Below are 20,272 nucleotides of genomic sequence, written 5' to 3'. Positions count from 1 at the left end.
GATTAGCGTATTTTTACAAATTAGCAATCAAGTATTTATGAAATCCACGATACAAGTACACGACAAACATTTTGAAGTATTCATTGAACAAAGTGTTTTAGAAAAGCGAATCGCTGCACTCGCTTCATCCATCAATCAAGATTATGCGGGAAAACAACCTTTGTTTTTAGCCATTTTGAATGGTTCCTTTATGTTTGCCGCCGAATTGATGAAATCCATCACAGTTTCTTGTGAAATTACTTTTCTGAGAGTTTCATCATATCAAGCAACTGAATCTACGGGTAAAGTACATCAAATTTTGGGCTTGTCAGAAAGCATCGAAAATCGTGATATTATCATTATTGAAGATATTATTGATACTGGTTTGACGATGATTGAAATCAAAAAGCAATTGTTGGCACAAAATCCAAGTTCTTTGACCATCGCAACGCTTTTCCAAAAACCAGAAGCTTTGAAACAACCAATTGAGATTGAATACATTGGATTCGAGATTGAAAATAAATTTGTGTTGGGTTATGGTTTAGATTACGATGGATTAGGTAGAAATTTAGCAGATTTATATGTGTTGAGTGAGTAAGTTTTTGTGGGTTTTAACGGTCTGATTTAGGATAAAATGAAAATTTCAACTTCGATTTTCTTGGCTATTATTATAAGTTGTGAATGAAAATCAAGCGCCATTTTTATAATTAACCACCAGCATATCAATATTTTAAATTCAAAAATCATCATTCATAATTCATCACTCTTACTTATTTTGTGTCCATTCAACACAAAAAAGGGAACAGATGTTCTAAATCCGTCCTTCGAAAGCTAAATATCATACTTTATTTAGTTAAATTTGCGGTTCGACAAACAATTCAAGAATGAGTAAAAGTGTTTTATATTTTGAACTAACCACTCCCGTTGAAGATAATCGCCCTGTCTATATTTCAGGCAGTTTCAACGAATGGCTTCCAGATAAAGAAGAGTTCCGTTTAAACAAAGTTGAAGACGGAAAATACATATTGAAGTTACCAGATACCATTAAATTGCCTGAAAGCTTTGAGTATAAATATACAAAAGGCGGATGGAATCAAGTAGAATTAGATGAATTTGGTAAACCCACAGCAAACAGAATTGCCAAAGTAAGAACAGGCGTTTTAAAAGATTTTGTACCACACTGGAGATTAGACGGCGAAAATCTTTCTGGAGATTTAATGCCCGAAATTCGCTTAATTTCAGATGCTTTTGAAATTCCTCAGTTTGATAGAAAGCGTGCTGTTTATATCTTACTTCCTCATAATTACGAAACATCAGAAAAACATTATCCTGTAATTTATTTACAAGATGCTCAAAATTTATTTGGTGGTGGTTCTGAATTTGGTAATTGGGGCATTGATAAACAATTAGCCGTTTTGGCTGCTCGTGGTCATGGCGATGTGATTGTTGTGGCTGTAGCACATGGTGGCGAACAGCGTTATCAAGAGTATTCTCCTTACAATAACCCCAAAATGGGAAAAGGTCAGGGACGAAAATATGCACAGTTTCTCTCAAAAACATTAAAACCATACATTGATAACAATTTTAGAACATTGCCAGAACGTGAATTCACAGGCATTGGCGGAAGTTCTTTAGGTGGCTTAATCAGTATTTATGCAGGTTTGATGTTTCCAGAAGTATTTGGGAAATTGATGGTATTTTCTCCGTCGCTTTGGGTTTCGCCCAATATTTATTTTGATGCCATTGATTTTATTTCTCATTTACCAACCAATATTTATATTTATGCTGGTGGCGATGAAGGAACAATGATGCTTCCGAATGTTGAGAAACTGAAACAAACCTTTCAAAGACAAGGCATTAGAAAAACGGAAATCAATCTTTCTTATGAACCAGAAGGCTTGCATAACGAAGATCAATGGGGCAAAGAATTTCCTAAAGCAATAGAATGGTTATTTTTTAATCAATAAGCACTCAATATAATTTAAGCTAAGTTGTTATTTGTTGTAAATAGATGATAATTAAACCCTTGAAATACTAATCACTATTTACCAATCACTTCTTAGTTAAAATAATTTTATTCGTAAAAGGCTCATTTATTTACAATTTTGTAAGTAGATGAGCCTTTTATTTGTTTTTATACTTTAGTTTTTCTCAAATCAATTTTATTGATTTTGAGAATATTATCAAAGGTATGATACTTCAATAAAGCGTTTTTTTCGTTGAATATCTTATATTTTTAATAATCTTTGACATTAGCAATTATTGGTATATTTGTGAATCATCAGGTAACAATTCCATTATGAATCGTAAAGAACAGTTAAGAAAAATTTCGATTACAGAACAATTTGATTTATGTATTATCGGTGGAGGAGCAACGGGAGCAGGTATTGCGCTGGATGCAAGCCTGAGAGGATTAAAAGTATTATTAATTGATAAAAATGATTTTGCTGGACAAACCACTTCAAAGTCCACAAAACTGATTCACGGAGGTGTTCGTTACTTGGAGCAAGCTGTTAAAAAATTGGATTGGGAACAATACAAAATGGTACAGAAAAGTTTGCACGAAAGAGATACGCTGATAAAAAACGCTCCACACCTTACTCGTCCATTAGCTTTATTAACGCCTTGTTATACTTGGATAGAAGGCATTTATTTAACTATCGGACTAAAACTTTATGAATGGATTGCGGGAAATCATGGCATTGGAGCAAGTAAATGGCTATCTCGCAAAGAAGCCTTGAAAACAATCCCTGAATTAAAGAAAGAAAACCTTACTTCGGCAGTGTTATATTATGATGGGCAATTGGATGATGCTCGTTACTGTTTGGCAATACTTCAAAAAGCAGAAACTTTAGGGGCAACAATTTTGAATTATGCCGAAGCCATTCGCTTTGAAAAAGATAGTCTTGGAAAATTGACGGAGCTTCATTTCAAGGATACTTTAAATGGTGAGACTTTCTCCGTTCAATCAAAAGTATTTATCAATGCTACAGGACCATTTGCTGACCATGTTCGTAAAATGGCAAATCCAAAATTAAAACCAAGAATGAAAGTAAGTCGTGGAGCGCACATTGTTCTCCCAGCTTCTTTGATGAAGAATGAAACCGCCATTTTAGTCCCAAAAACAGATGATGGTAGAGTACTTTTCATCATTCCTTGGCAAGACCATCTTTTAGTTGGAACAACCGATGAGGAAGATAAACTTTCTGAAAATCCAGATTTAGAACAATATGAAATACCTTATTTATTAAGCTACGTAAATCGTTATTTGGAAAAAGAAGTAAGTCCATCAGAAATTACCAGCGGTTTTGCTGGGCAAAGACCATTGTTGGGAAAGGCCGAAAAGAGTTCTGATACCAAATCACTCGTCCGTGACCATGAAGTAGAAATTGATAAAAACAGTCAATTAGTCAGTATCATGGGCGGAAAATGGACGACTTATCGATTGATGGCAAAAGACACCATCGACCAAATTTATGAACATCTTTGGCAACAAAATCCTGTTGCTTGTACTTCAGATTATCAATTGTTGCATGGAGCCGAAGGCTATTGTTTTGAAGATTGGGAAAAACTTTCAGCACAATATCAAGTATCACCAGCAATTGCGCAGCATTTGATGAAAAAATACGGTGTATTCGCTGAAAAAGTATTAAAACTGACAGACAATCAACCTGAATTAAAAGGATTAATTCATCCAAATCATCCATTTATCAAAGCAGAAATTGTCTATGTAATTCAAGAAGAAATGGCAATGACCAGTAAAGATATTCTGGATAGAAGATTAGGATTAGCATTGAGAGATGCGAAAGTGGCGAAAGATTCGGAGGAAATGGTGGAAAGTTTTTTAGCGTTAAATCGTGAAATTTAGGTGAGAAACAATAACTAAGAAACACTCATTAAAATTGATAACCATGAAGCTGTTTACATGAGAACAAGCTTTTGAAAAAAAGTATTTTCTATTAGCAAGTGAATTAATCCACTTGCTAATAGAAAAAATGTAAACAGCTTTTATTTATACTTCAAACTACTCAGAAAGCTCTAACCAACGCAATTCTTTTTCGTCAAGTTCGCCGGTGATTTCTTCGATTTGTTTCGCCCAAGCTCCCAAATCTTCGTAGCTACCACCATTATTGAGTCTTTCAGTGAGTTCGGCTTTTTTCTTTTCTAATTTTTCAATGGCTTTTCCTAAATCCTCGTACTCTTTTTGTTCTTTGAAAGAAAGCTTTCTTTTCGTCGTTGAAATCTGAACAGAAGGTTCTAATTTATGATTATTCGTGGAAACTGGTTCGCTTTTCGCTTTTGGTTTTTCACCTAAAGTAATTTCATTTTCTTCCAACCATTCTCTGTAATCGGTATAGTTTCCAGGGAAATCTCTAATTTGTCCGTCGCCTTCAAAAACAAAAAGGTGTTCTACCAATTTATCCATAAAGTAACGGTCGTGAGAAACCAACAATAAACAACCACCAAAAGCAATTAAGAAATCTTCCAAAATATTCAACGTCTGAATATCAAGATCGTTGGTAGGCTCATCAAGAATCAAAAAGTTTGGGTTTTTGATGAGTACTTTCATCAATTGCAAACGTCTTTTTTCTCCCCCTGATAATTTATCAACCGCCGCATATTGTACTTTTGGCTCAAATTTGAAGTGTGTTAAAAACTGACTTGCTGAAATAGTTTCGCCCGTTCCGACCGTAACAACCTCCGCAATATCTTTGATAACATCAATTACTTTATCGCCAGGTTTGAAGTCCAAATCGCCTTGAGTATAGTAGCCATACACAACGGTTTCGCCCGTGGTAATACTTCCAGAATCTGGTTGTAAATTTTGGGTAATCATATTCAAGAAAGTAGATTTCCCGATACCATTTTTTCCGATAATTCCGATACGGTCTTTGCGTTGAAAAATGTAAGAAAAATCTTCTACAATTTTTTGATTTCCAAAACCTTTATTCAATCCTTCAATTTCCAAAATCTTACTTCCTTGACGAGACATTTTTACGTTCAAGGTTACTTTAGAATCATCTTTCGTTTGCGATGCCTTTTCTTTCAGTTCATGAAAAGCATCAATTCTGTATTGAGCTTTTGTTCCACGAGCTTTCGGCTGGCGACGCATCCATTCCAATTCTGTACGTAAAGTATTCTTTGCTTTATCAATACTTGCAGCTTCCGAAGCCTCACGTTCTGCCTTTTTCTCCAAGAAATAACTATAGTTTCCACGATACGGATAAATCGTTCCGTTATCTAATTCAGCAATGTTATTACAAACTCTATCCAAGAAATAACGGTCGTGCGTTACCAAAAGCAAAGTAATATTTTGTGCAGAAAGCGTTTGTTCCAGCCATTCGATAGTTTCCAAATCCAAGTGGTTGGTAGGCTCATCGAAAATCATTAAATCTGGTTCTTCGATTAATACTTTCGCCATTGCCACACGCTTGCGTTGCCCACCAGAAAGTTGAGAAATTTTGCGTTCAAAATCATGAATTCCCAATTTTCCCAAAACCTGTTTTACTCTACTTTCATAATCCCAAGCATCATGTTTGTCCATCATTTCCAAAGCCTCCGACAGTAAATCAGAATCTTCTGGATTTTCCATTGCCCTTTCATACATTTTCAAGGCTTGGTTGGCTGGAGAATCACCAGTGAAAAGCGTATCCATTACGCTAAGGTTTTCGTCAAAATCAGGGTTTTGGAAAAGATACCCAACCGAAATACCTTTTCGGATACTTACTGTACCTTCGTCAGAAGGAATCAAACCTGCTAAAATGTTCATTAAAGTAGTTTTACCCGCACCATTTTGTCCGACTAATGCTACTTTATCTCCCTTCGAGATACCAAAATTTATGTTACGAAATAACCAACGTTCGCTGTAGTTTTTCGAGATATTTTCTGCTGATAAATAATTCATAGCACAAAGGTAGGAAGTAAAGCTGTAAAAGGGTAGAGAGTTGGGAGAATTCAACTTATGGAAATAGCATACTTTACATTACTCCCTCCTATCAAGTCAATTCTCCATTGAACACATAAACTTTTTTTTGGAAACAAGTCAAATTATTTTTGGGTTTACGACTTATCTGAATTTTGATTAATCTTGTAAGTTGTAAGCGTTAAAAAACCAAAACTTAAAACTCATGTTACAATTTCTTAAATATGTTTTAGCTACTATTGTTGGGTTAATTGTTTTCTCCATCGTCAGCTTTATCCTTGTTATTGGTATTGCAGCGGCTGTGGGTGCTTCTCAAGAAGACATAATTCTTAAAGATAACTCTGTCTTAAAATTAGACCTCAATCATGCCATCGAAGAAAATGTAAGTGATGAAGAAAATCCTTTCAAAGATTTAGGTGGTCCATTCATGGATAACAATGAAAGTATCGGAATGGTACAAATCAGAGAAGCCCTAAAACGTGCCGCTGCTGATAGTCATATCAAAGGAATTTACTTACAAGCACATTATCCTCAAGCTGGCTACGCTCAACTTGAAGAAATCCGTAACGCACTTTTAGCTTTCAAAAAATCTGGGAAATTCATTTATAGTTACGGTGAATCTTTTACGGAAAAAGGATATTATGTTTCATCTGTTTCTGATAAAATCTATTTGAATCCAGCTGGCGGAATGGATTTCAACGGAATCAGTGCAGAAGTAAGTTTCTACAAAGGTGCTTTGGATAAATTAGACATCAAGCCTGTTGTTTTCAGAGTAGGCGAATACAAATCTGCCGTTGAACCTTATCTCCGTGAAAATATGAGTGATGCCAACAAAGCGCAATACTCTTCTTTGTTAAATAGTATCAACGACCATATTTTCGGACAAATCGCTGCTTCTCGTGATATTACTGTGGCTGAATTGAAAAAAGTAGCAGATGAATTAATCGCTTATAAACCTAAAGGTGCTTTAGCGGCAAAATTGGTAACGGATGTTGGTTATTACGATGAATTTGAAGCTGATTTCAAGAAGAAATTAAAGAAAGAATCAGAAGATAAAATTGATTTTGTAAATCTTTCGAAATTCTTAAAAGCTGAATCTGCGATTCCTTTTAACGATACACAAAATAAAATTGCGGTAGTTGTTGGTGAAGGTGCTATTATTGGTTCAAAAGCTGATAAAGGAAATATTGGTTCGGATGATTGGGTAGCTGAATTACGTAAAGCTCGTGATGATAAAAAAGTAAAAGCTATTGTATTAAGAATTGATAGTCCGGGAGGTTCTTCATTGGCTTCTGATGTGATGTGGAGGGAAGTAGAATTAGCGAGAAAAGTAAAACCTGTAATCGCTTCAATGGCTGATTATGCGGCTTCTGGCGGTTATTATATGGCAATGGCTGCGGATACAATTGTGGCTGAACCAACAACGATTACGGGTTCCATCGGAATTTTTGCGCAGTTTTTCAATTTTGAGAATTTCTTGAAAAACAAATTGGGAATCACTAACGACCGTGTAAATACCAACGCTCACTCTGATTTCCCAACTGTTACTCGTGAGATGACAGATTTTGAAAAAGATTGGTTTCAAAGAAGCGTCGATGCAGGTTACGAAACCTTTACTTCTAAAGCAGCGAAAGGACGTAGAATGAGTATCGAAAAACTGAAAACATTAGCTGGCGGACACGTTTGGTCGGGTATCGAAGCGAAATCAAATGGATTGGTGGATGTATTAGGTGGTTTAGAAGATGCTATTAAAATTGCGGCTAAAAAGGCAAAATTGAAAGAAGGAGATTATAAAGCAAAATTCTATCCTCAGCCAAAATCTTTCTTTGAAGAGATTTTCGACAAAAAAGAGGATGCTGTTCAAGCAAAAATCATGAAAGCACAATTCGGTGAATTAGCTCCTTATGTAAAACAAATTCAAGATTTGAAAGCTCGTGAAGGCTTAATGACTTTAATGCCAGAAGTAATTGAATTTAAGTAATTTCAGGTTACAATAATAATTTCAGCGTAAATTTATAGGGAATATTTCCCGTAGATTTACGCTGAAATATTTTCCAGACAATCTAAATTGTTATTTACGGATTAAAAGAAAATCTGTGAATAAATAATCAATAAAGCTTGATAAAATGAAAAAACTAATACTCTTTTTTGGAATTGCCTTGTTGTTATCTTCTTGTGCTAAAGAAGCTACTATTTTTGTAGTGCGTCATGCTGAGAAAGATTTAGTGTATAAAGGCGATGACCATTTTCGCCCTTTAAACACTGCTGGACATCAACGAGCAGGAATTTTAGCCAAGCGATTAGCCAATGAAAAAATTGCTAAAATTTACACTACAGAATACTTAAGAGTACAACAAACTGGAGATTCTTTAAGAATCAATCAAAAAATAGATACAGCTATTTACAGTGCTAAAACTGCTTACTTTTTCGATAAAATCAAGCAGGATAACATGCAAGGTAAAAACATTTTAATCATTGGTCATTCTAATACTGTTCCAGAAGTTATTCGATTTTTAGGCGTGAAATTTGATTTAAAAATCATTCCTGATACAGAATACGACAATCTTTATCTTGTAAAAATGAAAGGTAAAAAAGTAATTAATTTCAAGGCTGAAAAGTTCTAAAACTTCAAGCCTAAATCAAGTAAGATTAAACCGTTTTTGGTGATTAAATCTTTATACGCTTTGGTATTATTAATTTCTGTGAGTCCTCTTTGATATTGTATGCCAAAAATAAAAGAATCGTCTCCTCCGCTAATTCTTTTTTCAAATCCCAAACCTAATAATAAACCAACATCGCCCATATTAAATATACTGGGTTGATTACCTACTCTTTGACTATATTGAAAAAGTGGATTACTCGCTTTGTCGATTGGTTTTTCTGCGATTTTTAAATCAAATATTCCACCGAATTGCAAGTACACAGGCGTATCTGAAAAAACACCATCACTAAAGATTTTTAGCGTTACGGGTACTTGTAAGTATTGTAAATTGAATGCAGCTTTATTGCCAACACGTTCATCAGTACTGAGTGGATATTCTGCAAACAAGTCATTATTATAAAAATTATTCCCTACCGAATAGCTTTCGCCCTTAACGGTGTACCATAAACCTGTACTAAAAGCGTATTTCTCAGCAAAGTAAAGATCAATGATTGGGCCTAAGCTCATTTTCAAGTTAATGCCCGAAGCTTCTAAATCCCTGAAATCTTTAGTAGTTTCCACTTCGTTGAGCGTAATATTCGGGGAAAACTTAAAGCCAATTTTTAATTTATACAAACCACTACGGTAGCCACTGCTGTATCTGGAACCGTATCCATAATTCTGTGTGTAGGCTTTGGAGGTCATCAACAGAATAAAAAGGATTAAGAATGCGTTTTTCTTCATAATTTTGTATTGTTAAATAAGTTGTTTTCAATTAAAACACGGCTGACTGCGGTAAAACTATTAATCCAAAAGCTTATGCTTCTAAAATTAAAAATATATTGTATCTCTATTTTCATCTTAAGTCTGGCTTTTGCTTGTTCTTCCGAAGGAAATGAAGCTTCTGACCCTGATGTAAGTAAGGTACAAGTAAATGTTTCTATTCAACGACTTGACAAAGAATTACTTGCATGCAAAGACAAAAATCAACTCATAAATTTTTTCAATACACACAAAAGCTTCACCAGTACTTATTTTCAGGTTTTACCCCAAGACTTTGAGAAATTAGCGGAAAGATTATTGCCAGTTATTACCAATCAAGCTTTTCAAGATTTTTATAAACAATCTCAAGAACCCGCTTTTTTCGGAAATACTCAGCTCGAAGATGATTTCAAAGAAGCTTTTCAGCATCTCAAATATTACTACCCAGACTTTAAAGAGCCTAAAATTATTACAATTTTTACAGGTTTTTTTGCTCAAGATGTACTAAGTAGTCCTGAATTAATGATTTCGGACTCATTAATTATTATTGGACTCGATTATTTCATGGGGAAGAAGGGTAAATTCCTTCCTGACATCTACGATTATCAATTAAGAAAAGCCGCACCCAATGCCATTGTGCCACAAGCTGTACTTTTACTTTCTGCCAAATACAATGCAACCAAACCTTCTGAAAAATCGTTATTGGCTGATATGGTTTGGTATGGTAAAAGTTATGTTTTCGGTCATACAATGATGCCCTCTAAAGCAGATAGTTTGTTTATTGGTTATTCTGACTTACAATTAACTGACTGCTATACTTTTCAAAAAGATATTTGGGCGCATTTTATTGATAATAAATTACTCTATACCAACGATGCACCCATCAAAGCAAAGTATATCATGGAAAGACCAGTAACAGCAGAAATTGGAGCATCTTGTCCCGGTGCTATTGGTCGTTGGTTAGGTTGGCGAATTGTTGGAAAGTACTTTGATGAAAACGAAAAACTGACGATTCAAGAATTAATGAAGCAAACAGATGCTCAGAAAATTTTTGAGCAATCAAATTATAAAGGATTACCTGACGAAGAATGATGTTGATTTGGGATTTGGGATTTTTCTCATGACGTAGTTTGTGTCTCCACAAACTACTACTCACAACAAAGTTATTCCGTGGTTTATCACACACAAACCACAGCGTATAAATAAAATATTTTAGATAATAATAACAGGTTTTAATAATTAAACCCAATAATGGCAAAGCGCAGTAGCAGTTTTGGAGCAGGAGTTTCTCCAGAAGATAAGAAAAAAGTAAGCAAAGAAGGTTTCAAAAAAGCTTTAAAGATTTTCAGATTTACCCTTCCCTATAAAGGCACATTTGCCATAGGTTTTGTGTTTTTGATACTCTCTCAAATCACCACCATGAGTATTCCTTTATTAATGGGGCAAATGGTTGGGGCGATTGTTTCACCAGACCAAATGGCAAATGCAAGTACAGGAATAAGTGGCGGAATGGTAGCAGACAAATTGCAAAATGTTTTTCATGAAGCACCAAAGTTCACCTTAAATGAAGTAACCTTAATTTTTGTGGGGCTGTTGATTCTTCAATCGGTATTCTCATTCTTTAGAGTAATTACTTTTACAAGAGTATCGGAGCAGTCTATGCGTGACCTCCGCAATGCACTTTATTCTAAAATTATTACTTTGCCAGTACCATTTTTCGAGAAAAATCGTGTCGGTGAATTAATGAGTAGAATTACTACCGACGTTTCTCAATTACAAGATATTCTTTCTATTACTTCGGCAGAACTTTTCCGCCAAATATTTACATTGATTGGCGGTATTATCTTGATTTCGTTTTTATCAAGTAAGCTCACGCTTTTCATGTTGTTGACTTTCCCACTTTTAGTTGTTTCGGCGATTATTTTCGGAAAATTCATCCGTAAAAATGCAAAGAAAGTACAAGACGAATTAGCGGCTACCAATATCATCGTTGAAGAAACCTTGCAATCTATCAACGTCGTAAAAGCATTTACTAACGAAAGCCTTGAAGCACATCGCTATGGTTTATCAGTACAAAAAGTAGTTGATTATGCTTTGAAAGCCGCTACATTCAGAGGTGGTTTTATTTCCTTTATCATCTTTGTATTGTTTGGTGGTGTTGTGGGCGTAGTTTGGTATGGTGGAAACTTGGTTTTACAAGGCGAATTAGCTTTCAAAGACCTCTTCACGTTCATTATTTACACAGGTTTTATTGGTGGTTCTGTGGGTGGTTTGGGCGATATGTATGCACAAATTCAAAAAACAGTAGGCGCATCTGAGCGTATTTTAGAAATTTTAGGAGAAGAATCTGAAGTAAAAATTACTGACATTACCGTTCCAAGCAAAGTGACTAAAACAGAAACTTCAAGTACTGGAACACCAAAGATTCAGTATCGCAATGTCGCTTTCCAATATCCTTCTCGTCCAGATATGCCTGTTTTAAAAGATATTTCTTTATCGGTGAAATCAGGTGAAAAAATAGCCTTGGTGGGTCATTCAGGAGCAGGAAAATCTACGATTGTACAATTGTTGATGCGCTATTATCATCTTGCAAAAGGTGAAATCTTAGTGGATGGTAAAAACATCAATACTTTCGATATTACTGATTTAAGAAAAAACATCGCTATCGTCCCACAAGAAGTAATGCTTTTTGGCGGAACAATTTATGAAAATATTGCTTATGGAAATCCAGAAGCAGATGAAACCTTAGTGATTGAAGCAGCCAGAAAAGCGAATGCGTTAGAGTTTATCAATTCGTTTCCAGAAGGATTTAAAACCATCGTCGGCGAACGTGGTGTGAAGCTTTCAGGTGGTCAACGACAAAGAATTGCAATTGCCCGTGCTATTTTGAAAGACCCTGCCATTTTGGTGCTGGATGAAGCAACAAGTGCTTTGGATTCGGAATCTGAAAGATTGGTTCAAGATGCTTTAGATCGTTTGATGCAAGACCGTACTACCATTATTATTGCTCACCGTTTGGCTACAATTCGTAATGTCGATACCATTTATGTATTGAAAGATGGCGGAGTTGCCGAAAAAGGAACGCATGATGAATTGGTTTTGATTGATGAAGGAATTTATGCTAACTTAGTAAAGTTGCAGTTTGACAATGCAATGATGATAGAATGAAACCAGCCATAAAAGATACATTAAAAACATATAACCTTCGCCAGACTGATTGTCGTGAAGGTATTCTGGACGTTTTCATGAGTAAAGAACACGCTCTTGCTCATGCCGACGTGGAAGCGCAATTAACGGAACAATTTGATAGAGTAACGGTTTATAGAACGCTAAAAACGTTTGTTGATAAAGGATTGATTCATAAAGTATTGGATGATGAGGGTGGTGTAAAGTATGCACTTTGTAAGGATAATTGCCATGTAGGAGATCATACGCATCATCACGACCATGTGCATTTTAAATGTACAGCTTGTGGATTAACTACTTGTTTAGACCATGTGGTGATTCCTAATTTTATCCTTCCAGAAGGCTACAAACGTGTGGAAACAAATTTGTTGGTACAGGGGATTTGTAAAGGCTGTAATCGTTAATGGACTTTAGGACTTGAAGACAGAAGAGGCAAGACACAAGAAGCAAGATTTTTGGGAGAACTTTAGGATTTTGAACTTGAAGACTTTGGGAATTTATTGACTAAAGGACTTTGAGAGAAAAGACGGAAGAGACAAGACACAAGAAGCAAGATTTTTGGGGGAGAACTTTAGGATTTGAAGATATAAGAGGCAAGACAAAAGAATCAAGATTATAGTTTCAAGCACTTCAATACTTTAGATATTAAGCAATGGGCTATTCAGAGATGGATAGCCCATTTTTTTATCCTCATATTTAACTTTCCTTTCGACTTTAATTACGTGGATTTTAGGATTTAAAGATTTATAGAACTGCAAAAAGACAGAGCCATAAAGCAAAATACTTTTTTTGTACTCATATTATATTTTGCTTTGAAATTCATCATGTTAAATTATTACTAAACAAACATAGTTTTATAAATGCAGTTTGGCGAATAATCTTTTGATAATTGAATATTTTAGCAAATTATTACTTATTTGTAGCTTAAATCTTCATCAAACAATTTCTTATTCATGAAAAAGCATCTTTTTCTATTTTTTGCAATGCTTTCCGCAGGCAGTGCAATGGCGCAAAGTCCATTGTTAATGCGTCAGCCAAGTATTAACAATGATGGTTCTGTCGTTTCCTTTTCTTATCAAGGTGATATTTGGACAGTACCAAGTACGGGAGGAAATGCCACCCGATTGACCATTCACGAGGCTTATGAAAGCAATCCAATCTTTAGTCCTGATGGCAAACAAATCGCCTTTTCAGGCACACGCTTTGGCAATAATGATATTTTTGTGATGCCTTCAACGGGCGGTTTACCAAAGCGTTTAACGTTTCATTCTAGTCAGGATTTAGTAGCAAGTTGGACGCAAGCAGATAAAATCTTATTCTCAACAAGTCGAGAATTTAAGCAAATCGAACGCCCACAAGAAGTATATTCAATCAGTGCTAAAGGAGGAACTGAATCAAGAATGCTAGACGCCGTAGGCTTCGACCCAGTACTTTCTCCTGATGGAAATTTGCTTGCTTTTGTCCGTGGAGACATCAATCCTGTTGCTCGTCAGGCTTATAATGGAAGCTCGAACAGAGACATCTGGATTTATAGTACCAAAGCAAAAAGTTTTAACAAAATTGCTCTTTTTGAAACCAACGATATTATTCCACAATGGGGAAAAAATGGCTTGTTATACTTTTTAAGTAGTGTTGATGGTGCTTATAATTTATATCAAATCAAAATTTCTGGCGAAGGTAAAGCAGAAGGTACTCCTAAAAAGTTAACGCAATTCAAGGATGAATCAATTCGTCATTTCAGTATTTCAAAAGATGGCAATACCATTGTTTTTGAAAAAGAAATGGGACTTTTTACTTACAATGTAGCGAGTGGTTCAGTTGCAAAAATCAATGTAAACATCAATGCTGACGAACGTTTTGATGCTTCCGAACAAAAAACATTAGCCGCAGGCTTAGAAGAATACAAAGTATCGCCAAATGGAAAGTTACTAGCGTATAGCCTTCGTGGTGAGATTTTTATCAAAGAAGCAGACAAAGAAAAAACAAAGAGCATCAATGTTTCTCAACACGCTTTCCGTGATATTACTCCTACTTGGTTGAACGATTCAACACTCTTATTCACAAGTGATAGAAACAATGGCAATTTTGATTTGTATTTGGTGAATTCATCTGATGCTTCGGAACGTAATATTTTTAAATCGTTGAAACATCAAGTAACACAAATCACAAAAACTACGGAAGATGAATCTTCGCCAGTGGTTTCGCCAGATAATAAGAAAATAGCCTACATTAAAGGCAGAGGAACTTTTATAGTAGCCGACATCAGTACTGATGGGAAGTTGACGAATGAGAAAGTTCTAAGCGATGGCTGGAATAATCCAAGTGATATTGCTTGGAGTCCAGACAGCAAATATTTAGCTTACAGTCAAGAAGATTTATATTTTAACCAAGAAGTATTTATCAGAACTGCTGATAATTCAAGCAAGCCTGTTAATGTATCAATGCACCCACGTGGCGATGCAAATCCGTTTTGGAGTGCAGATGGTTCTAAATTAGGATTTGTTTCGCAAAGAAGTGCTGCTCGTAGTGCAGACGTTTGGTTTGTTTGGTTGAAAAAAGAAGACTGGGAAAAAGAAACACAAGATTGGCAAGAAAAAGAAACTCCAGCAGCGGATGCTAAACCAGACAAAAAAGGAGTGAAACCAATTGTGATTGATTTTGAAAATATTCATGAAAGAGTAGTACAAGTAACAAACTTCCCCGGCAATGAAAGTGAATTTGTAATTTCAAAAGATGGTGAAACTTTCTTTTATACAACCACAAGTAGTTCAGCAAAAGGAAGAGATTTATTCAGTATTAAATGGGATGGCAAAGAATTAAAAGAAATTACCAAAGGTGGAAGTAATCCAAATAGTTTGACACTCGATAAAGAAGGCAAGTACATTTATTATACAAAAATGGGCGGTGGACTTTCTCGTGTTGATGTGAAAACAGGATTATCAGAGCCGATACCATTCGTTGCCAAAATGAAAATTGATTATTTGGCAGAACGTACACAAGTATTTGAAGAAGCGTGGAGAACCATTCGTGATGGTTTTTACGACCCTAAATTTCACGGAAATAATTGGCTACAATTGCATGATAAATACAAAGAGCGTTGTATCAATGCCAGTACTTCCAATGATTTTAGAGATATGTTTAATTTACTATTGGGTGAATTAAACTCAAGCCACATGGGTTTAACAGCACCCGACCGTGCTGAAACACAAAAAGAAATTACAGGCTTATTAGGAACAGAATTGATTCCAACGGCAACAGGAATGAAGGTAAACCACGTAGTTCCAGAAACGCCAGTGACTAAAAGTAAGAGCCTAATCAACGAAGGAGAAGTAATTACGGCTGTAAATGGACAGTCAGTAAGTGAAAGCGAGAACTTTTATAGTTTATTAAGTGGCTTGGCTAACGAAAAAGTACTCTTAAATGTTAACGATGCAAGTGGTAAAAACAGAGAAGTAGTGGTTCGTCTTACTCAAAGTATCAGCGATAATTTATACAACGAATGGGTTGACAGCAGAAAGAAATTAGTAGAGAAATTCTCTAATGGTCGTTTAGGTTATATCCACATCAAAGGAATGGATTTCCCAAGTTTTGAAGTAGTAGAAAGAGAATTTACTGCTGCTGGTTATGGAAAAGAAGGAATCTTGATTGATGTTCGTTACAATGGTGGCGGTTCAACAACCGACTATTTAATGACGATTCTGAACTACAAACAACACGCTTATACCATTCCAAGAGGAGCAAGTACCGATTTAGAAAAGGATAAGAAAAAGTTCAGAGAGTATTATCCAATCGGCGAGCGTTTGGTTTATGCCGCTTGGACAAAACCTTCGATTGCACTTTGTAATGAAGGAAGTTACTCCAACGCAGAGATTTTCTCGCATGCGTATAAATCTTTAGGTATTGGTAAATTAGTAGGTTTACCAACCAATGGTTCAGTAATTTCTACAGGAGGAAAATCTTTAATGGATGGTTCTTTTGTAAGATTACCGGGAAGAGGATGGTACACCAAAACAACAGATAAAAACCAAGAGCTAGGCGCTGCCGTTCCTGACATTATTGTTGAAAACACACCAGATTGGATTGCTAAAGGAACAGATGAACAATTGAAAGTAGCAGTAGATACGCTTTTAAAAGATATTGACGCTAAGAAGTAAAATACATTAAAGATTACTATTGAGGGAAGTATTTCTCTCAATAGTAATAAAAGACTGATATTAATTCCATTCATGAATGGTAATGTTTGCTGAAATCACTAAATTTCGATTAAAACAATCGCTCTAATTTAACTATCAAAAGCAATCATAAAAATGTATATCGGCTCAATCGATCAAGGGACTACTAGTACCCGCTTCATCATTTTCGACAAACAAGGCAATCAAATCTCTGTCGGACAAAAAGAACATTCACAGATTTATCCACAAGCAGGTTGGGTGGAACACGATTCAGATGAAATCTGGAGCAATACCCAAGAAGTAATCGGTTTAGCATTAGGCAAAGCAAACCTTTCGCCCTTAGATATTGCTGCGGTGGGCATTACCAATCAGCGAGAAACAACCGTTGTTTGGAATCGCTTTACTGGTCAGCCATATTATAATGCCATCGTTTGGCAAGATACTCGTGTCGGCAATATGGTAGCTGAATTAGCCAATGAAGGCGGAGCAGATTGTTTTCGAGCAAAAACAGGTTTGCCTTTGGCAACATATTTTAGTGGATTAAAATTAAAATGGCTTTTAGAAAACGTAGAAGGCTTACGGGAAGATGCAGAAGAAGGAACTGCTATTTTTGGTAATATTGATACTTTTATCATTTGGCATTTAACAGGAGGAACAGATGGCGGCATACATATTACAGATGTTACCAATGCAAGTAGAACTCAGTTAATGAACCTGCAATCTTTAGCTTGGGATGATGATATTCTTACAAAACTGAATATTCCTAAAGCCATGCTACCCGCTATTAAATCAAGCAGTGAAGTATATGGAGAAGCTCGTGGCGTACTTTCGGGCGTACCAGTAGCAGGAGATTTAGGCGACCAACAAGCAGCATTAGTTGGACAAACGTGTTTTTCCGCAGGCGAAGCTAAAAATACTTATGGTACGGGTTGTTTTATGTTGATGAATACAGGCGAGAAAATCACGCCGTCAACTTATGGTTTACTCACTACCGTTGCTTATCAGTTTGGCAATCAACCAGTGCAATATGCTTTAGAAGGCTCTGTTGCTATTACAGGTGCTTTAGTACAATGGCTTCGTGATAATTTAGAAATTATTAAGAATAGTGCAGAAATTGAAACCTTAGCCAATTCGGTAGAAGATAATGGCGGTTGTTATTTTGTGCCAGCCTTCTCTGGATTGTATGCACCTTATTGGCAAGCGGATGCTCGTGGTGTTATTGTCGGACTTACTCGTTATGTCACCAAAGCACATATTGCACGAGCAGCTTTAGAAGCTACCGCTTTTCAAACCTTAGAAGTATTGGAAGCGATGGAAAAAGATGCAGGAATTGAGATTTCATCATTAAGAGTAGATGGCGGAATGGTAGTCAATGAGACATTAATGCAGTTTCAAGCAGATATGGTTGATGTTCCTGTGGTTTGTCCAGCGATGATTGAGACAACAGCTTTGGGTGCTGCTTATGCAGCAGGTTTAGCAATTGGTTATTGGGAAGATTTAGACGATTTAAAACAAAATTGGGGAATCGCACAAACGTGGAAACCCGATATGGAAGCGTCAAAAAGAGATAACTTATATCATTATTGGAAAAAAGCCGTTACTCGTAGTTTTGAGTGGGAAGAATAATAAATCCGTAGCACGAGTTTTCAATTCGTCAAATTAATATGACACGAGTTAGAAACTCGTGCTACGGTTCATAAAATTATAGTTTAACAATTGTCTTCCCAAAAGCTTTTCCTTGCAACATCAAATCCAATTGTGCGGGTACTTCTTCTAAAGTAATTTCTTTAGCGAGTATTGTTAAATCTGTTGGTTTCCAATCGGATGCTAATTTTTTCCAAATACTTTCACGTAAAAGCATCGGACATTCGGCAGAATCAATCCCAAATAAAGTATTTCCACGAAGAATAAAAGGTAAAACAGTTGTGTGTAATTCCGCAGAAGCTACCAAACCGCAAATGGCAGCTGAACCTCCATAAGTTAAAGACTTCAAGGCTGTGGCTAAAATATTCCCCCCAACAGTATCAATTACCCCTGCATAAATTGATTTCAATAATGGACGACCAGATTGGTCATCTAAGGCTTCTCTACTTACAATTTCACTTGCTCCAATTTGTTTTAAGAATTCAACAGCTTCGGGTTTACCTGTTACGGCTACGACTTCAAAACCTAATTTTGCTAAAATGGCAATCGACAAAGTCCCAACTCCTCCTGTTGAGCCTGTTACTAAAACTTTTCCTTGGTCAGGTTTTAAGCCATGATTGATTAAAGCATTGATACATAAACCAGCAGTTAATCCAGCCGTTCCATAAATCATGGCTTCTTTCAAACTTAATCCTGTGGGTAATTTTACAATCCATTTTGCAGGCACAGAGATATACTCAGCCAAACCACCCGAAGTATTCATTCCTAAATCATAACTGGTAACAATTACTTCGTCGCCCACTTTAAATGCTGGAGAATCACTAGCTTCTACAATGCCAGCAGCATCAATGCCGGGCGTATGTGGAAACTGTTTTGTTACACCTTTATTCCCAATTGACGATAAAGCATCTTTATAATTCAAGGCTGAATAATGAACTTTGATTAAAACATCTCCCGCAGGTAAATCTGCAATCTCTCTTTGTACAATCGCTCGTGTATATTGTTTCTCAGCACTTTCTATAATCTGCAAAGCTTTAAAAGAATGGCTCATGGTTTTGTGTTTGTTTTGTGAAGCAAGCTATATTTAAGCTGTAAACCTCCATAAAAAAATATTGAAAGTCAAGCGATTAGAATACTTACAAGAATTTAGTTAAACCTATAAGGATTCATATAATTATCTAATAATAAAAACTTTAACATCAAATCCTTATAGGTTTATATTCTCAATTTACTTATTCCTATATACTTAATGAAAATTAAATATCAAAAAGCTTTTTTGCACTGACATACTGTTGTCAGTAAGCCAGATTTACTTTGTATCGTTAATCAAAAAAATCATAATAAAACCTCAACAATCAAATGAACACGCAAGTAAAAGAAGTACCCGCTCAAAAGTATTTTATTTATCGTACAGAAACTACCCTTTTAAATGTAAACGCCATTGCAGAACGTGAAGTTGACGCCCTTTATACTGCCGTTGGACAATTAGGATTAAGCATTGCTGGCAATATGGAGTTTATTTATTGGGGAGCAACGGGCGATGTTGAAAAGCCTTTTATTTTAGAAATTGCCTTGCCTGTGGGTGATGAAGAAGTAACAATTCCTGCACATTATGAATTGCTAGAACATCCTTCTTTCAAGGCTTTTGCTTATACACATCATGGTGATTTCAGTAATATTATGCCTGTTTATAAAGAGCTGTTTAATCAATTATTCGCACAAGGACACAAACCAACAAATCAAACCAGAGAAGTTTATATCAATTGGGTGGATTTAACTTCTTCTGAAAATGTTACAGAGATTTTATTGGGAATAGAGTAAGTATTTGGGATAGGGGTTGTTTTAAAAACGAAAGGTCGGGTATTGATGCCCGACCTTTCGTTTTTATCATAATACAAGCTTCCAACTCAATTAATATATTTCCTTTACAAAAGTATTTCTACATTAAAGCACTCCTTTAAAGCT

General features: G+C 35.7%; 14 protein-coding genes. 11 read left to right on the top strand and 3 right to left on the bottom strand.

Translation table 11 applies throughout. The features are described 5' to 3' along the window. Positions 1-37: 37 nt before the first annotated feature. The 3 genes from hpt to ABID42_RS13360 all read left to right on the top strand — a co-directional run bounded on the left by hpt (position 38) and on the right by ABID42_RS13360 (position 3,847). Positions 38-577 carry a hypoxanthine phosphoribosyltransferase gene (hpt, locus tag ABID42_RS13370; RefSeq protein WP_367284071.1) on the top strand — a complete coding sequence of 180 codons (540 nt, stop codon included), beginning with the start codon at positions 38-40 and terminating at the stop codon, positions 575-577. A gap of 286 nt (positions 578-863) precedes the next feature. Next, positions 864-1,946, top strand: coding sequence for an alpha/beta hydrolase (locus ABID42_RS13365; protein ID WP_323260551.1), 1,083 nt, complete (start codon positions 864-866; stop codon positions 1,944-1,946). A gap of 332 nt (positions 1,947-2,278) precedes the next feature. Continuing rightward, positions 2,279-3,847, top strand: a complete 1,569-nt coding sequence (locus ABID42_RS13360; protein ID WP_367284070.1) for a glycerol-3-phosphate dehydrogenase/oxidase — start codon at positions 2,279-2,281, stop codon at positions 3,845-3,847. A gap of 156 nt (positions 3,848-4,003) precedes the next feature. On the opposite strand, the gene ABID42_RS13355 is transcribed toward ABID42_RS13360, so the two are convergent. Then, positions 4,004-5,884, bottom strand: a complete 1,881-nt coding sequence (locus ABID42_RS13355; RefSeq protein ID WP_367284069.1) for an ABC-F family ATP-binding cassette domain-containing protein — start codon at positions 5,882-5,884, stop codon at positions 4,004-4,006. Positions 5,885-6,107: 223 nt separating this feature from the next. Between ABID42_RS13355 and sppA the strand changes: the two genes are divergently transcribed. Continuing rightward, entirely contained in the window at positions 6,108-7,883 is a 1,776-nt protein-coding gene (gene sppA / locus ABID42_RS13350; RefSeq protein WP_367284068.1) for a signal peptide peptidase SppA, read from the top strand. Positions 7,884-8,028: 145 nt separating this feature from the next. Beyond that, positions 8,029-8,526, top strand: a complete 498-nt coding sequence (locus tag ABID42_RS13345) for a SixA phosphatase family protein (protein ID WP_367284067.1) — start codon at positions 8,029-8,031, stop codon at positions 8,524-8,526. Here ABID42_RS13345 and ABID42_RS13340 read toward each other — a convergent pair. Continuing rightward, positions 8,523-9,287 (bottom strand): outer membrane beta-barrel protein, encoded by a 765-nt coding sequence (locus tag ABID42_RS13340; RefSeq protein ID WP_367284066.1) that lies wholly within the window; start codon positions 9,285-9,287, stop codon positions 8,523-8,525. The genes ABID42_RS13345 and ABID42_RS13340 overlap by 4 nt on opposite strands. 75 nt (positions 9,288-9,362) lie before the next feature. Here ABID42_RS13340 and gldB point away from each other — a divergent pair, with 75 nt between their 5' ends. The 5 genes from gldB to glpK all read left to right on the top strand — a co-directional run bounded on the left by gldB (position 9,363) and on the right by glpK (position 18,289). Continuing rightward, complete coding sequence (gene gldB, locus ABID42_RS13335; RefSeq protein WP_367284065.1) at positions 9,363-10,397, top strand: gliding motility lipoprotein GldB; 1,035 nt, start codon at positions 9,363-9,365, stop codon at positions 10,395-10,397. Positions 10,398-10,556: 159 nt separating this feature from the next. Then, the gene (locus ABID42_RS13330; protein ID WP_367284064.1) at positions 10,557-12,473 is read left to right on the top strand and encodes an ABC transporter ATP-binding protein; all 1,917 of its coding nucleotides are present in this window, start codon (positions 10,557-10,559) and stop codon (positions 12,471-12,473) included. Continuing rightward, a complete protein-coding gene (locus ABID42_RS13325; RefSeq protein WP_367284063.1) occupies positions 12,470-12,895 on the top strand; it encodes a Fur family transcriptional regulator in 426 nt (141 codons plus the stop codon). Before ABID42_RS13330 ends, ABID42_RS13325 begins: the two co-directional genes overlap by 4 nt. A 549-nt stretch (positions 12,896-13,444) precedes the next feature. Next, positions 13,445-16,645 carry a S41 family peptidase gene (locus ABID42_RS13320; protein ID WP_367284062.1) on the top strand — a complete coding sequence of 1,067 codons (3,201 nt, stop codon included), beginning with the start codon at positions 13,445-13,447 and terminating at the stop codon, positions 16,643-16,645. Positions 16,646-16,798: 153 nt separating this feature from the next. Then, complete coding sequence (gene glpK / locus ABID42_RS13315; RefSeq protein WP_435521478.1) at positions 16,799-18,289, top strand: glycerol kinase GlpK; 1,491 nt, start codon at positions 16,799-16,801, stop codon at positions 18,287-18,289. Positions 18,290-18,365: 76 nt separating this feature from the next. Here the strand turns inward: glpK and ABID42_RS13310 are convergent, their stop codons facing one another. After that, positions 18,366-19,358, bottom strand: a complete 993-nt coding sequence (locus ABID42_RS13310; RefSeq protein ID WP_367284061.1) for a YhdH/YhfP family quinone oxidoreductase — start codon at positions 19,356-19,358, stop codon at positions 18,366-18,368. 308 nt (positions 19,359-19,666) lie between these two features. On the opposite strand from ABID42_RS13310, the gene ABID42_RS13305 reads away from it, so the two are divergent. After that, on the top strand, positions 19,667-20,128 hold the full coding sequence (locus tag ABID42_RS13305; protein ID WP_323260573.1) for a GyrI-like domain-containing protein: 462 nt from the start codon (positions 19,667-19,669) through the stop codon (positions 20,126-20,128). Positions 20,129-20,272: the final 144 nt, after the last annotated feature.

Origin of the sequence: Arcicella rosea (genome assembly GCF_040543805.1) — a bacterium.
Lineage (GTDB): Bacteria > Bacteroidota > Bacteroidia > Cytophagales > Spirosomataceae > Arcicella > Arcicella rosea.
The sequence above is the reverse complement of the archived record's forward strand: the minus strand, read 5'-3'. Positions and strand labels throughout refer to the sequence as shown.